A 15,922-nucleotide genomic window follows, 5' to 3' on the forward strand; every position below is an offset into this window, starting at 1 on the left:
ATATGTGAGGATATTCAAGGAGGATTTAAGAAATGTTTGCTAGAGATATTGGGATAGATCTTGGAACAGCCAATGTTCTAATACATGTCAAAGGTAAAGGAATTGTGTTAAATGAGCCTTCGGTAGTAGCGATTGATAAGAATACAAACCGTGTTCTTGCTGTCGGGGAAGAAGCTCGTAAAATGGTAGGCCGGACTCCAGGAAACATCATCGCAATTCGTCCTTTAAAAGACGGCGTCATTGCGGATTTTGATGTAACAGAATCGATGCTTAAGCATTTTATAAATACATTAAATGTGAAAGGCTTTCTTTCAAAGCCTAGAATTTTAATTTGCTGCCCAACAAACGTAACAAGTGTTGAACAAAAGGCGATTAAAGAAGCTGCAGAAAAGAGCGGTGGCAAGAAAATATTCCTTGAAGAAGAACCAAAAGTAGCTGCAATCGGTGCTGGCATGGATATTTTTCAACCAAGCGGCAACATGGTCGTAGATATTGGTGGCGGGACAACTGACATTGCGGTTCTTTCGATGGGGGATATCGTTACGTCTTCTTCTATTAAAATGGCCGGTGATAAATTTGATAATGAAATTTTACATTATATCAAACGGAAGTATAAGCTTCTAATCGGTGAACGTACAGCAGAAAACATTAAAATTCAGGTTGCAACAGTCTTCCCTGGTTCACGTAAAGAAGTCATTGATATTCGTGGGCGTGATATGGTATCAGGATTACCTAGAACCATCTCTGTCAACTCTGAAGAAATTGAAGAAGCTCTTCGCGAGCAGGTTTCTATCATTGTACAAGCTGCTAAAAGTGTACTTGAGCGGACACCACCTGAACTTTCTGCCGATATTATTGACAGAGGCGTCATTTTAACAGGCGGAGGCGCATTGCTTCATGGTATTGATCTCCTTCTTGCAGAAGAACTTAAAGTCCCAGTACTTGTTGCGGAAAATCCAATGGATTGTGTTGCAATTGGAACTGGAATTATGCTTGATAATATGGACAAATTGCCACGGCACAAATTCAATTAAAAAGCGGACGTGAAAATCTGCATTATAAGATAGGGGTCTAAGGTTCAGACAAACATGAGGCATAGTGAAAGTGCGTGCAGTTCTAGTACTGATGAGCAATAGGCCCTCTTCTTTTAGTTGAAAATTTAACACCATTCCTTTAAATCTGACCTAGCCTATAATACAGACAAATTCTTCTGCCTAATGCTTTTCTTTTTTCCTTAAGATACTGAAGTTTATAACCGATAAGATAGATATAAGAAATCAAACGGTATAAGTAATGTAGAATAAGGAGTGAAGAAGATGTTAAGAGGTTTTTATACAGCTGCTTCTGGGATGCTTACACAGCAAAGGCGTACAGAAATGCTTACAAACAATATGTCCAATGCAAATACAACAGGGTTTAAAGCTGACCAAACGAGTATAAGATCTTTTCCGGAAATGCTTCTCAGCAACATCGATAGTAAAACGATTCCTACAGAAAACAAATTAAGCATGTCGAAGTTTTCTCAGGTAGGGAGCCTTAGTACCGGTGTTTATGTACAAGAAACCAATCCTTTATTTACACAAGGTACTCTAGAGGAAACCCAGCTTAATACAGATCTTGCCTTGGCTGACGAAAATCTTCCAATCAATGAAGGAACCGGTCGGCAAGGGGCGGTGCTTTTTACAGTTCAGGATGGTGATGGTGGACTCCGTTATACACGTAACGGCAGTTTTACTTTAGATGGGCAAGCGTATTTGACCACCCCTAAGGGTTATTATGTACTGGATGAGAATAATGAACGAATTCAGCTTGATAGTGATCAGTTTACCGTTACAGAAAACGGTGTTATTTTAGAAGGAAATGTTCAAAAGGCACGCCTTGGCATTGGTTTTTCAGATAATCCATCTGCACAGCTTATGAAAGATGGAGAAGGTCTTTATAAAGTTGTGAATGATGATGAATTACCTAGTGCATATGCGGGTGCAGAGGTTAGTTTTTCTACGAAACAAGGTTTCCTTGAGGGCTCGAATGTCGATCAATCGAGAACTATGACAGAAATGATGTCGTCATACCGCTCTTTTGAAGCTAGTCAGAAAGTCCTTCAAGCCTATGATAAAAGTTTGGATAAAGCGGTCAATGAGGTTGGCAAGCTTTAAGTAATCGATTTGTAGAAAACTGTCTTTAGGAATTTGAACATTTAAGGGGAATGTCTATGAATCGAACTATGATAACAGCGACGAATACGCTAAACCAACTTCAAAGTAAAATTGATCAAATCAGCAATAATATTGCCAATGTGGATACGACTGCTTACAAAAAGACCCAAACGAGTTTTAATGATTTGTTAACGCAAAGTTTTGATAATCAGCCGAGTAAGTCCAAGGAAATTGGAAGGTTGACAACACCTGGTATTCGACAGGGAACAGGTGCTAAGATAAGTCAATCTCAATTGGTGCTTGCACAGGGGGCTTTAAAGACGACAGACCGTAATCTTGATGTGGCATTCACAAAGGAAGATCTATTCTTTACGGTAAGCGTTCAGGATGGCAAAGGGGTCAATACAAGGTTAACACGGGATGGTGCTTTTTATTTATCCCCTAGTGCGAAAAATCCAGAACAAATGCTGCTTGTTACCTCTGCTGGGCATCGAGTCCTTGATGAATATGGGGAGCCGATCCTTATTGAGGGGAGTATTAAAGAAATCACAGTTTCGGAAAAAGGCTTATTGACGGTTGATACGGAGGAATTTGGCGAGAAGAGTTTTGGGCTCGGCGTTGTCTCGGTAAAAAAACCACAATTCCTTGACCAATTAGGTGGTAATTTACTTGGTCTTCCCGATAACATGAGAGGCCTGGGCGTTACGGAAGATGATATAATGACAGCGCTAACAGGAGATTCACGTAGTGAAATAGCTGTTAGCCAAGGCGTCCTAGAGTCCTCGAATGTCGATCTTTCTAAAGAAATGACGGATTTAATCAATGTTCAGCGTCATTATCAGTTTCAATCTCGTGCCGTAACGATGGCTGATCAAATGAGCGGATTAATCAATGGTATCCGTTGATTAATAGGAATACAGAATAAAGAATACCTCGCTGCGAGTTTATAACAAATCGGTTATAATTAATACTTTAACAAAGGTATTTGTTGGCGCTTTTCATTTCGACATGGCTGCCGATAGTATGAGAAGAGAGAAAATCAGTCGGCGAGTTTTCTTAGAAAAAGGAGCTTTTACATCTTATATGGAGCAAAAAAGTGTAATGAGACAACAACTTAATGAAGAGGTAATGGAAGTTGAAGCGAAACAGAAACGTAGAATAAGGGTGCGTCTTTTGCCAATTTGGCTTCGTTTACTCATTGTTATGGGATTAATTTTCTTTGCTGTATTATCTGGGGCGCTTTTAGGTTACAGTGTGATCGGTGGAGGACACGCAACGGATGTTTTTCAAAAATCAACGTGGACCCATATTATTGATATTGTAAACAAAGACGCATAGTTCCATATTTTTCGAAGTAGTTGCCGTTGTTATAGAAATATTTATGGCAACTACGCCTCTGCCTTTAGGGTAGAGGCGGGTTTTCGTTAAGTGTGAAAAAATTAAAGTCATAGGAGGAACAAATATGTTAGATATTACGCAAATAAAGGAAATCATTCCTCATCGTTATCCATTTTTATTAGTTGATCGGATTATTGAAATAGATGAAGGAAAAAGAGCTGTAGGGCTGAAAAATGTTACAGCTAATGAAGAATTCTTTAATGGGCATTTCCCTGATTATCCTGTTATGCCTGGAGTCTTAATTGTAGAGGCATTAGCACAAGTTGGCGCTGTAGCAGTTTTGAAACAAGATGAATATAAAGGACGGCTTGCGTTTTTTGCTGGAATTGATAATTGTCGATTTAAAAAGCAGGTAAAACCAGGTGACCAACTACGCCTTGAAGTTGAAATAGTGCGTATGAGGGGATCATTGGGTAAAGGGAAAGCGGTGGCAACGGTAGATGGCGAGGTTGCATGTGAAACAGAGATTATGTTTGCCTTCGGAGACAAATAAAAATATACTTGTTCAAGATAAAGTTGGATTAATATAACTTTTTTTATAAAAATGGTTTTGAAAAGCCTTTATAGGTGTATATATAAGAAGCAAATGCTTTGAATTCTTTAAGTACAATTTCTTTTTATTCTCCCTTTGAATGTCGGACATATATATGTCCGGCATTTTTTAATGCGAATCATTCGTTATAAATATGAGTTCAGCGGACTTCTTTGCTATTTTAAAATAGGACGCAAGTTATTTTCACATTCGGGCAAAATAAGTAAGGAATAAAAGATAGAAGGGAGGTTGCCAAAAATGATGATGAAAAGAATTTTTGCACTAATTGCGGGATCTTTATTATCTGTGATGTTCCTTGCTGGGTGTGGAACAAATAATAATGATAACAATCCCGCTCCAGAAGATAATAACATAATTAATGATGATAACAATGGCGTTGATGATAACAATGTGAATGATGATAACAATGTGAATGATGATAATGATAACGATAACGATGCAAATGATCTGGATAAAGATGATGATGGAATGATTGAAAATGACGATAATACCAAAGATAACGACGCTGATGACGATAACAAGTAAAGTAATTAGCATTGATTAAAAAGACTGACCTAGTTAAGAAGAGGATTATTATCCTTTTTCGTCTAGGTCAGTCTTTTTTTTGTGTGTATTTGGTTTGAGGGGAAATAGGAATAAAGGGAAGTGTACCTTATTTATTCGTGGCTAGTTTAGGCTTAGAGCGGATTTTTTGCTTGAATTCATTTATTAATTCATCTCCGACTAGACCTTTTAGGACCAAATCTTCAAGAAGAAGTTCTGCATATTTGCTGCGTGTTTTTTGGATGTGTCCAACAAATAATAGGCTATAATGGTTGCCAACTTTTCTTATGGTACGTAGGACAGTGCTAAATAAAGCTGGTTCATTGTCCTTTTTTGTAATAACGGCTTGGATAAACACCTCTCCGTCTATATTGGGAAGTGAGGATTCAAGCTCTTTGAAGTGGCTTTCTTCTACAAAGGCTTCGAGTAACCAGGTTCTTGCATCATTTTCTTTATTAATTATAAGACCGTCTGTTAATACAATATCAATTAAGTGTAATTCCTCAGTAACAATTTGCAACGAAATTAATTTAAACGATTTCATCTAATTCCTCCGTTTCTTGCCTGTATGAAGAAGGGTGGAAAATACCCCTCTTAAACCTAGATTTCCGATATTTGATTGGGTTCGTGAAAGTTTAAACCTGTTAATCCTTTTAAAGGTAATTATATCATACTAAAAAACCGTACCTTAATGAAATGAAAACCCAACAATTGTCTAAATTATGAACGATACAATAAAAATTTGCAAAAAATTTAAATTTGTATTCTTTTTGTTTTTTACTTACTTTCCATTGCAAAAATTGAATTTTAGGTAAATACAAATCAGGTTTTTATGAAGAAAATGGGTGGACACAGATTATTTTGTCGATTTTCCATTTGATGAAAGATTCATTATGATAAAAGCATATTAAAGAGAAAGGAGTGAAAAGATGATCAACCAAATTACCCTTGTAGGGAGACTGACGAAGGACCCCGAATTAAGATACACACCGGATGGCAAGGCAGTTTCCAATATTACGTTAGCGGTCAACCGTAACTTTCGTAATACAGTAGGCGATTATGAGGCGGACTTTGTACAGTGTATCATATGGAAAAAGACAGCTGAAAACACCGCTCAGTATTGCAAAAAAGGGGCCTTAATTGGCATTACCGGCAGAATTCAAACAAGGAGATACGAAAACCAAGAAGGTAAAAAAGTATATGTTACCGAAGTTGTCGCCGAGAAGGTTCAATTCATAGGATCTAAACAAAATGATGTTAAGCCAAAGGATTTTGAGCATATTGGTTTATAGTCTAACGTGAATTTCTATTCTTGAACCAGGCGTCTTTTTCATCAACATAAAACAATTTCGTAAAAGTATTACTTCATATAAGACTCGTTTACTCCCATTATTTCCCCAAAGCCGATTTGGCTTTTCCCCCGTAAGTATCTCCGATTACCCCCTAAATTGAATCAAGGTACTTGATTCCCTCCTTTTGAATGACTGCAAAATCGCAGTCATTTTCTTTATGTAATAAATATGTACAACAAAGTGGTAAATGTAAAATAAAATTATTATTCTAAAAAATTAGAATTTTAAGAAAATATATTGTAAATTTTCAATTTAGATGCAATAATAAATCAAATAATATTAAATTGGTAAAATAGTTATATATAGGAAGTGATGTAATGAAGGGACCAATTATTGAAGTGAACGGACTACGAACGAGTTTTCGTACTGACGATGGGGAAATTCCAGTCGTAAATTCCATTGATTTTCACATCAATCCAGGTGAGGTGCTGGGGATTGTTGGGGAATCTGGCTGCGGGAAAAGTGTAACTTCTTTGTCCATCATGGGACTAGTTCCCTCTCCGGCTGGTAAGGTAGAAGGAGAGATTCTTTTTAAAGGGGTTAACATCGCCAATGCCTCTGAAGCGAAAATGCGAAAGATTCGCGGAAATGAAATTGCCATGATTTTTCAGGAACCAATGACAAGCTTGAATCCAGTTTTTACAATTGGAGAGCAATTGGTGGAGACTCTTCGGATACATAGAAAATGGAATAAAAAGCAGGCCCGTCAAAGAGCCGTGGAAATGTTAAAGCTGGTTGGGCTTGGACGTGCTGAGGAACTTATCAATGAATATCCCCATCAGCTTTCAGGTGGGATGAGACAGAGGGTCATGATTGCAATGGCAATGATCTGTGAGCCGAAACTTCTCATAGCAGATGAACCGACAACCGCTTTGGATGTGACGATTCAAGCACAAATTTTAGAGTTAATGAAGAACTTAAATAAAGAGACAGATACAGCAATCATGATGATTACTCACGATCTTGGCGTTGTGGCGCAAATGTGTGAGCGTGTCATTGTAATGTATGCCGGCAAGGTAATAGAGGAAGGACAAGTGCAAACGATTTTTCGAAATCCGAAACATCCATATACGGTCGGTTTACTACAATCGATTCCTGATATGCGTCTAAAAAAAGAGCGGCTTTACTCGATTCCAGGTAATGTTCCAAGGCCAGGAACAAGCAACCAGGGCTGCCAGTTTGCCCCTCGTTGCTCTCATGCTCTGGAGAAATGTCTAAGTGAGACCCCGTCACTTCTGGAATTCGATAACGGCCAGCAAGTACGCTGCTGGATGTATGAAGATGGGAAAGGAGCAGCATTGCATGACTCAACCATTAGTTAAGGTAGAAAACTTGAAGAAGCATTTTCCAATCAAAGGAGGTATTCTCGGGAAGACGGTGGGGGAGGTAAAGGCCGTTGATGGTTTGTCATTCTCCATTTATAAAGGAGAAACCTTAGGTCTTGTTGGTGAAAGCGGTTGCGGAAAGTCAACAACAGGTAGGTTACTGCTTCGATTGCTTGAGCCAAGTGAAGGGAATGTTTATTTTGAGGGAAAAGACCTAACGACTTTAACTTCTCGTGAAATGAGAAAGATGCGTCGAGAAATGCAAATGGTTTTTCAGGACCCATTCGCGTCCCTTAATCCCAGGCATACTGTTGAAAAGATATTGGAAGAGCCCCTTATCGTTCATGGTTTAAAAGATAAAAAGGAACGCCAACACCGGGTGCAGGAGCTCCTAAAGGTTGTTGGTTTAAGCAGTTACCATGCCAAAAGGTACCCACATCAATTCAGTGGTGGTCAGCGGCAACGTATTGGCATTGCTAGGGCACTTGCAGTTAACCCTAAGCTGATTATCGCTGATGAGCCCGTATCTGCACTGGATGTGTCGATTCAAGCTCAGGTGTTGAATCTTTTGCAAGATTTGCAGAAGGATTTTGATCTGACTTACTTATTCATTGCCCACGATCTTGGCGTAGTAAGGCATATCTCTGACCGCGTCGGTGTCATGTATCTTGGTCATATCGTTGAATTGACGGGAAGTGAAGAACTCTACGAAGACCCCCTTCATCCATATACGCAGGCTTTATTATCTGCTGTGCCGATTCCAGATGTGGAATATAAGGGAGATAGAGTAATCTTGCAGGGCGATGTTCCAAGCCCATCTAACCCGCCAAGCGGTTGTCCCTTCCATACGAGATGCCCGCAGGCCATGGTGGAGTGCAAATCAGTAAAACCCGTCTTGCATGAGCATAAACCCGGTCACTACGTTGCTTGTCATTTATACAATTGACACGACGTACACATAAATTCTTAAAAAAATAAAGGGGGAAGAATATGAAGAAGACATGGGCTTTATTGTTAACTACTATCCTGGCGCTTTCACTTGCACTTGCAGGATGTTCCTCATCTACAACCAAAGAGAAAGATGAAGATAAAGGGGGATCAAGTGAAGCAAAAGGAGGCGTATTAATTTATGGTAAAGGCGGCGATGCAGTTTCACTTGATCCCGCTATAGTAACGGATGGTGAATCATTTATCGTCACACAGCAGGTTTTTGAAACCCTTGTAAAATACGGAGAAGATAATACGGAAATAAAGCCAGGTCTTGCAGAATCATGGGATGTTTCCGATGACGCAAAGACATATACATTCAAATTGAAAACCGGCATTAAGTTCCATGATGGCTCGGATTTCAATGCGGAAGCAGTTGTTAAAAACTTTCAGCGCTGGGCACAAAGTAAGGATGAAGCTAAATTTGCATACTATGCCTCTATGTTTGGCGGCTTTGAAGGTGATGAAGGCCATGTTATCAAAGAGGTAAAAGCTATTGATGGTAATACAGTGGAATTCACTTTAAATCGTCCGCAGGCACCATTCTTGAAAAATATTGCTATGCCTACATTTGCAATAGCAAGTCCAACTGGCTTTGAAAAAGATGCAGACAATTTCGGTAAGAATCCTTCTGGAACAGGTCCATTCAAATTTAAATCATGGAAACCAGGCGATACGATTGAAGTGGTGAAAAATGATGACTATTGGCAAGATGGACTGCCAAAGCTTGATGGAATCACGTTTAAAGTCATTAAAGATAACTCTGCTCGATTAAATGCTGTAATCAAAGGTGAAGTTGATCTAATGGACGGGTTAAACCCAAGTGATATTAGCAAAGTAACAGGGGATGACAAACTACAAATATTCGAACGTCCATCCATGAATGTCGGCTACTTTGCATTCAATGTTGAAAAAGCTCCATTCGACAAAAAGGAAGTACGCCAAGCCATCTCACACCTAATTAACAAAAAAGAAATCATTGATAACTTTTACGAAGGCACAGCTGAGCCTGCTAAGAATCCAATGCCTCCATCTGTTTCTGGATACAATGACAACATTGAAGACTATGACTACGATGTAGAAAAAGCTAAGGAATTACTTAAAAAGGCTGGACTTGAAGATGGGTTCAAAATGGATCTTTGGGCAATGCCGGTACCACGTCCATATATGCCAGATGGTCAAAAAGTAGCTGAAGCCATTCAAGCAAGCTTAAAACAAGTAGGTATCGAAGCAAATATCGTTTCGTATGAATGGGCTGCATATTTAGAGAAAGTGCAGGCAGGAGAAGCTGAATCCTTCATGCTAGGCTGGACAGGCGATAATGGAGATGCAGATAACTTCCTTTACACCTTATTGGATAAAGATAATATCGGATCAAATAACTATGCTCGCTATGCAAACGAAGAGGTTCATGAACTATTGATTGAAGCTCAATCTACTGCAGAAGAAGATAAACGTAATGAGTTATATGGAAAAGCGCAGGAAATCATTCATGAAGAAGCGCCATGGGTTCCACTTGTACACTCTTTACCACAACTTGCTGGAACTAAGACAATAAAAGGATTCGTTCCGCATCCAACCGGTTCTCAATCTCTAGTTAACGTGTCTATAGAGAATTAACCGTACGAATCGGGGAGTATGGATTTATGCATGCTTCCCGGTTTTGTTATGGAATGCATTTCAAAATAATCGAGGGTGAATGTAAAGGACCCTATTGTAAAAAGGCGGGTGATTGTTTTGTTTTCCTATACCGTACGGCGTTTAGGATCCCTCATTCCAGTATTACTTGGAATGGCGTTTATTGTATTTATGATGATTCGTGCGATTCCAGGAAATCCTGCACAAGTAATTTTAGGACAGCAAGCAACAAAAGAGGCAGTTGCGGCAATGACAAAGGAACTCGGTTTGGATAAACCTTGGTTTATTCAGTTTTGGGATTATCTATTAGGTCTGTTAACAGGCGATCTTGGTGTTTCCTTAAAAACAAAGAGTCCGGTATCTGAAGAAATTGTGCCTTATCTAATGGCGACGATTGAGTTAGCCTTGATTGCAATGCTTATAGCTGTAGTCATTGGTGTAAATGCCGGTATTATTTCGGCGTGGTTCCAAAACTCATGGTTTGATTATGCAGCAATGGTCATTGCGTTGATTGGTTTGTCTATGCCGATATTCTGGCTTGGACTAATGGAACAATATATCATTTCGATTCAATGGGACTTACTTCCTACGACAGGGCGTGACAATATCAGGGATCCTGTTGAGGCAATAACGGGTCTGTATTTATTAGACACCCTCATTTCTGGAAGAGTTGACCAATTTAGCGAAGTGGTTAAGCATTTAATTTTACCGGGACTCGCGCTTGCTACCATTCCGATGGCGATTATTGCAAGGATGACACGCTCGTCCATGTTAGAGGTAATGAGATCGGATTTCATCCGTACGGCTCGAGCCAAGGGAATGAGAATGTTTTGGGTTGTTTATAAGCACTCCTTGAAGAATGCTTTAATTCCAGTGGTTACGGTTATCGGCCTACAGACAGGGTTGCTCTTAGGAGGGGCTATTTTAACGGAAAACATTTTTGGTTGGCCAGGTATCGGTACATACATTTATGATGCAATTCTTTCCCGGGATTATCCGGTCATTCAGTCCGGAATCCTCATCATCGCCTTTTTGTTTGTCATGATTAACCTAGTTGTGGATTTGTTGTATGCAGCGATTGATCCTAGGATTAAGTATAAATAAATAGGGAGGGAAGCTCATGCCTGAAATAGCAACGAATACATCGCCAATCCTTAATCCCCAAGAGACAGAGGAAAAAGTCATCTCTCCTTGGAAGGAAGGGTGGAAAAGCTTTAAGAAAAATAAGATAGCCCTTGTTGGTCTTGGTATTGTTTTATTTTTTGTCTTAATCGCTATTTTCGCACCGATTATTGCACCTTATTCATTTGAGGGGCAGAAGCTTAGTGATAAACATCTGTCTCCATCTTCAGAACATTGGTTTGGAACGGATGAATTTGGCCGTGACATTTTGAGTAGGGTTATCTATGGCTCGCGCATATCAATAGGAATTGGTTTTTTATCTGTGGCCGGGTCTGTCGTCGTCGGGTCTTTTCTAGGAATTATCGCCGGGTATTACGGAAAGTGGATAGATACAATCATATCGAGGGTTTTTGACATTATTCTAGCGTTTCCAAGTATATTGCTTGCCATTGCCGTAGTAGCCGTATTGGGGCCTTCACTTCGCAATGCACTTATTGCCATTGCCATCGTCAATGTCCCTATATTCGGCAGGCTTTTACGTTCGAGGGTATTAACAGTGAAAGAAGAGGAATATGTAACAGCTGCCAAGGCAATAGGAATGGGGGATGGCCGAATTCTACTTCATCACGTTCTCCCGAATAGCCTTGCACCGATTATTGTTCAAGGTACTTTGGCGATTGCCACTGCCATTATTGAGTGTGCAGCACTCGGGTTCCTTGGTCTCGGTGCACAACCGCCGGCACCAGAGTGGGGAAAAATGCTTGCCGATTCGAGGTCATTTATCATTCAGGCACCATGGACGGTGCTGTTTCCTGGTCTTGCGATTATGCTAACTGTCCTCGGCTTTAACCTAATGGGTGATGGACTGCGTGATGCATTGGATCCGAGAATGAAAAACTAAATGTTAAAAGATGGTGATTCTTTTACAATCACCATCTTTTTTGTTTTTCTTACAAATCTATTAAAATATGAAAAATAATAACAAAATCCTAGTTATAAATAGGAAAATAGTGACTATTATCTCTTAAAATCACCCCAAAGGTTGTGATACTTTTATACTTAGTAAGAAAATTCCAAAAATTGATTATTTTAGAGGAGGAAAAGTTCATTGATTAAACGTAGCTTGTCCATTCTAGCAATCTTTCTATTAGTATTTACGGCAACCGTTTCCGCAGCCAAGCTCCCTGATCCTTCGAACGGATCGAGCGTTGGAAAGAAGAATCAGGAAAGTATTTTAAAGTTAAAGAAAAACGAAACGGAAAAGAAATACAAAAGTAACGAGAAGGTAAGGGTCATCGTAGAGATGAAGGAAGCCCCGGCAATAGAAATAGCTTCGAAGGAAGGGAAACTTTTTAAAGAGCTATCTAAAAATAAGAGGCAACAATTAAAGTCCGAAAAGTTGGCCAACCAGAAAAAAGTGAAAAATAAAGTGAAAGAGAAAAAAATAGCATTCAAGGAACTAGAAAGCTTTACGACAGTGGTAAATGGTTTCAGTGCAGAGCTTCAATATGGCGAAATTAAAAAGGTCGAGGCCATGCCTGAAGTTGCTGAAGTACATATAGCGAATGAATATGAACGTCCTGTTGAAAAGCCGGAGATGATTTATAGTAAAGAACTTGTCCAGGCTCAGGAAGCTTGGCGGGAGTATGGTTATAAAGGGGAAGGAATGGTCGTCGGTATTATAGATACTGGAATCGACCCATCTCACCGTGATATGGTTCTAAGCGATGAAAATAAAGCAGAACTGACTGAAAGTGAAATTAGTGGAATAAAGGATTCTAGCCATCTATTAGGTAACTATTATACTGCGAAGGTACCTTATGGATACAATTACATGGACGAAAATGAAGAAATCCTTGATCTTGGTGAAGAGGCTTCGATGCATGGAATGCATGTAGCTGGAACCGCAGGAGCCAATGGGGATGAAGAGAATGGCGGCATTAAAGGGGTCGCTCCTGAAGCCCAGTTGCTTGCTTTAAAGGTATTTGGGAATGACCCTGCTATGCAGACAACATGGGGCGATATTTATATTAAGGCAATTGATGATGCAATTATTCTTGGGGCAGATGTGCTGAACATGAGCCTAGGATCTACTGCAGGTTTTGTATCAGCTGAAGATCCTGAGCAGCAGGCGGTTTCGAGAGCTGTGAATAATGGGATACTCATGTCGATTTCAGCAGGGAACTCGGCTCATTTTGGTAATGGGTTTGCAAACCCAACGGCCTCAAACCCGGATATCGGCGTTTCAGGTTCACCTGGACTTGCTCATGATTCGGTACAAGTAGCATCCGTCGAGAATAACTTCATGGATTTAGATGCGGCTACTTATGATATGAAAGGGCAGGAAGGGAAAGCACCGTTCATGTCGGCTTCAAGCGTACATCCCAATGCTCTAAAGGATAAAACATATGACTTGGTTGTTGCAGGTCTTGGGACGCCAGGGGAGCTTTCGAAAGTGGATGTGAAAGGCAAGTTTGCCCTTATTGAGCGCGGCACGCTTTCTTTTATTGAAAAAGCCCAAAATGCTCAGGCAGCAGGAGCGGCAGGAGTCATTATTTTTAACAATGCTGATGGGTATATTTCTATGGCTACAGATCCAAGCATAACGATTCCGCAGTTGTTTATGTTGAAATCGGATGGAATAAAGTTGAAAACAGCCATAACTGAAGGGGAAAAGGTGAAGGTTACCTTTAATGGTGATAAGACAAAAGCTGTAAATCCCGAAGCAGGGAAAATGAGCTCATTCAGTTCATGGGGTGTCGCACCGAATCTGGATTTTAAACCAGAAATCACAGCTCCAGGTGGACAAATATACTCGACGTTGAACAATGATGAATATGGCATGATGAGTGGTACCTCGATGGCGGCACCGCATGTATCCGGGGGTTCTGCACTGGTTCTTGAAAGAGTGGATAAAGAATTTAAACTAAATGGATTTGCGCGGGCGAATTTGGCTAAGAACCTGATGATGAATACTTCAAAGCCATTAACGGATCAAGGTGTCGTCAATAATGCTCTTGGTTGGAAAAATCCTTACTCGCCTCGGAGGCAAGGAGCAGGTGTCATGCAGCTACAATCTGCTTTGTCCACACCAGCTGTCGTGACGGAGGCATTTACGAAAGAAGCGAAGGTTGCTATGAAGGAAATCGGCAATAAGTTCGCCTTTACTTTGAAGGTTGAAAACTTCAGTAACAAAGCAGTCAAATATGATGTAAAAGGAAATATCCAAACAGACTATGCTATCCAGGGTCAACTGGGTTATTCCGCTAACCAATTAGAGGCACAGGAAATTCAGAACGCTTCGATTAAAATTAATAATAAAAATACAAACAAGATTACCGTACCTGCAAAAAAATCGGTTACATTTGAAGTGAAAGTGGACATATCCAATGCAAAAGTACTTGGCGATGATCTTCAGACACTTGTAGACATTGACAAGGTCTTCCCAAATGGATATTTTGTTGAAGGGTTCGTGACACTGAAGGATCCAACTGACACAAAACCAGAACTCCATGTTCCGTATGTAGGTTTTAAAGGAGAATGGGACAAGGCCCCGATCCTAGATGGAACTAAGTATGATAAAGAGTCGTTCTATGGCATGGCAGGAGGAGTCTCGACAGCAGATGAAGATTTCACATATCTTGGGTACGACCCTGCAGGAAAAACATTTAATAGTAAATATATTGCGATTTCCCCGAACGGTGATGGAGCACAGGATGACTTCGTGCCGATCCTATCATTCTTAAGGAATGCGAAAAAGGTAGAATTCAATATATTGAATGGTGAAAACAAATCAGTTCGGAAACTTCGAACTGAGAATAATGTGCGTAAGGACTATTATGATGGCGGAGAAGGGTCCTATTACTCTCTTGATCCTGCCCGTAAATGGGATGGTAAAATTAATAATGCACTCGCTAAAGATGGAGTCTATTATTTTGAAATCAAAGCGATGATAGATTACGAGGGTGCAAAATGGCAGACGTATAAAATGCCTATCAAAGTAGATACCTTAGAGCCGACAGTTAAGATTTCGAAAATAGGTAAGGTGTTAACCATCCAAGGTAAGGATAATTTAAATGGTTCAGGAATTGCCTATTACGATGTACAAATCGATGGTGAATCTATCCTTAAAGAGCCCCTTGCAGCGAATACGAAAAAATTCACTCTACCTGATGTAAGAGGGGAAAAGGTACAGGTCGTGGCAATAGACTTCGCTGGTAATGAAAAAGCAGCTGACACCGAATTGGCCACTGATTCAGCTCCAATCGATAATAATGCACCAGCAGTTAAGATCAAAAGTCCTGAAGCCTTAAGCGTGAACAATAAAAATAAAATCAAAATAACAGGTGAAATTGAAGAAGCGTCGGAAATAAAGGAATTTACAATCGACAATAAAAGGGTCCCTGTAACGTATAACAAAACGAAGAATAAGTATGAATTCTCTATTGAAAAGAAATTTGGGGATGGCGTCCAAAGCTTTACTGTTAAAGCAACAGACAAATGGGATAACACGGTTTCCTTTAAGCGGACGATAATGGTTGATGCGACAAAACCAGGTTTAAAGGTTAAAGGTGTGCCAGCAACTGTGGGAGTCAAAGGGTCAAATCCAAAAGTGGACGTGACAGTAGAGGATAATTTCGATGAGATCCGCCTTTATTTGAACGGAAGCGAAGTATTCTATAACGAATTCAAGGAACCATACAAAATGCGTTCCTATAAGAAGAAGATAGAGGATTTGGAACTACCGCTTAAACCAGGCAACAATAAGTTTGAATTTAAGATAACCGATCTTGCCGGAAATGAATCGAAGAAAGTATTCAACATTCAAAAAGCCAAAAAATAAACGTA

General features: G+C 39.9%; 14 protein-coding genes. 13 read left to right on the forward strand and 1 reads right to left on the reverse strand.

Translation table 11 applies throughout. The features are described 5' to 3' along the window. The first annotated feature begins 32 nt into the window (after positions 1–32). From mreB to AC1DUW_RS00845, 6 genes are all read left to right on the forward strand, one after another. Positions 33–1,034, forward strand: coding sequence for a rod shape-determining protein (mreB, locus tag AC1DUW_RS00820; RefSeq protein ID WP_053348506.1), 1,002 nt, complete (start codon positions 33–35; stop codon positions 1,032–1,034). 282 nt (positions 1,035–1,316) lie between these two features. Then, entirely contained in the window at positions 1,317–2,156 is an 840-nt protein-coding gene (locus tag AC1DUW_RS00825; RefSeq protein ID WP_477641801.1) for a flagellar hook-basal body protein, read from the forward strand. Positions 2,157–2,212: 56 nt separating this feature from the next. Further along, on the forward strand, positions 2,213–3,061 hold the full coding sequence (locus AC1DUW_RS00830) for a flagellar hook-basal body protein (protein WP_477641802.1): 849 nt from the start codon (positions 2,213–2,215) through the stop codon (positions 3,059–3,061). Positions 3,062–3,164: 103 nt separating this feature from the next. Continuing rightward, positions 3,165–3,494, forward strand: coding sequence for a DNA-directed RNA polymerase subunit beta (locus AC1DUW_RS00835; protein WP_387786260.1), 330 nt, complete (start codon positions 3,165–3,167; stop codon positions 3,492–3,494). A gap of 124 nt (positions 3,495–3,618) precedes the next feature. Continuing rightward, on the forward strand, positions 3,619–4,047 hold the full coding sequence (gene fabZ, locus AC1DUW_RS00840) for a 3-hydroxyacyl-ACP dehydratase FabZ (protein ID WP_053348510.1): 429 nt from the start codon (positions 3,619–3,621) through the stop codon (positions 4,045–4,047). A 297-nt stretch (positions 4,048–4,344) separates the two neighbouring features. Next, complete coding sequence (locus AC1DUW_RS00845) at positions 4,345–4,632, forward strand: hypothetical protein (protein ID WP_053348511.1); 288 nt, start codon at positions 4,345–4,347, stop codon at positions 4,630–4,632. A 127-nt stretch (positions 4,633–4,759) separates the two neighbouring features. Here the strand turns inward: AC1DUW_RS00845 and AC1DUW_RS00850 are convergent, their stop codons facing one another. Then, on the reverse strand, positions 4,760–5,194 hold the full coding sequence (locus AC1DUW_RS00850) for a YwpF family protein (protein ID WP_053348512.1): 435 nt from the start codon (positions 5,192–5,194) through the stop codon (positions 4,760–4,762). Positions 5,195–5,579: 385 nt separating this feature from the next. On the opposite strand from AC1DUW_RS00850, the gene ssb reads away from it, so the two are divergent. From ssb to AC1DUW_RS00885, 7 genes are all read left to right on the forward strand, one after another. After that, entirely contained in the window at positions 5,580–5,942 is a 363-nt protein-coding gene (gene ssb / locus AC1DUW_RS00855; RefSeq protein ID WP_053348513.1) for a single-stranded DNA-binding protein, read from the forward strand. A 377-nt stretch (positions 5,943–6,319) separates the two neighbouring features. Then, on the forward strand, positions 6,320–7,324 hold the full coding sequence (locus AC1DUW_RS00860) for an ABC transporter ATP-binding protein (RefSeq protein WP_053348514.1): 1,005 nt from the start codon (positions 6,320–6,322) through the stop codon (positions 7,322–7,324). Further along, a complete protein-coding gene (locus AC1DUW_RS00865) occupies positions 7,305–8,273 on the forward strand; it encodes an ABC transporter ATP-binding protein (protein WP_053348515.1) in 969 nt (322 codons plus the stop codon). Before AC1DUW_RS00860 ends, AC1DUW_RS00865 begins: the two co-directional genes overlap by 20 nt. Before the next feature lie 44 nt (positions 8,274–8,317). Then, entirely contained in the window at positions 8,318–9,934 is a 1,617-nt protein-coding gene (locus tag AC1DUW_RS00870) for an ABC transporter substrate-binding protein (protein ID WP_477641803.1), read from the forward strand. Positions 9,935–10,051: 117 nt separating this feature from the next. Next, positions 10,052–11,056 carry an ABC transporter permease gene (locus AC1DUW_RS00875; RefSeq protein WP_053348517.1) on the forward strand — a complete coding sequence of 335 codons (1,005 nt, stop codon included), beginning with the start codon at positions 10,052–10,054 and terminating at the stop codon, positions 11,054–11,056. Positions 11,057–11,072: 16 nt separating this feature from the next. Further along, a complete protein-coding gene (locus tag AC1DUW_RS00880) occupies positions 11,073–11,975 on the forward strand; it encodes an ABC transporter permease (protein ID WP_053348518.1) in 903 nt (300 codons plus the stop codon). A gap of 207 nt (positions 11,976–12,182) precedes the next feature. Next, positions 12,183–15,917 carry a S8 family serine peptidase gene (locus tag AC1DUW_RS00885; protein ID WP_477641804.1) on the forward strand — a complete coding sequence of 1,245 codons (3,735 nt, stop codon included), beginning with the start codon at positions 12,183–12,185 and terminating at the stop codon, positions 15,915–15,917. Positions 15,918–15,922: the final 5 nt, after the last annotated feature.

It is taken from the genome of Peribacillus sp. P4_C12, assembly GCF_056402095.1.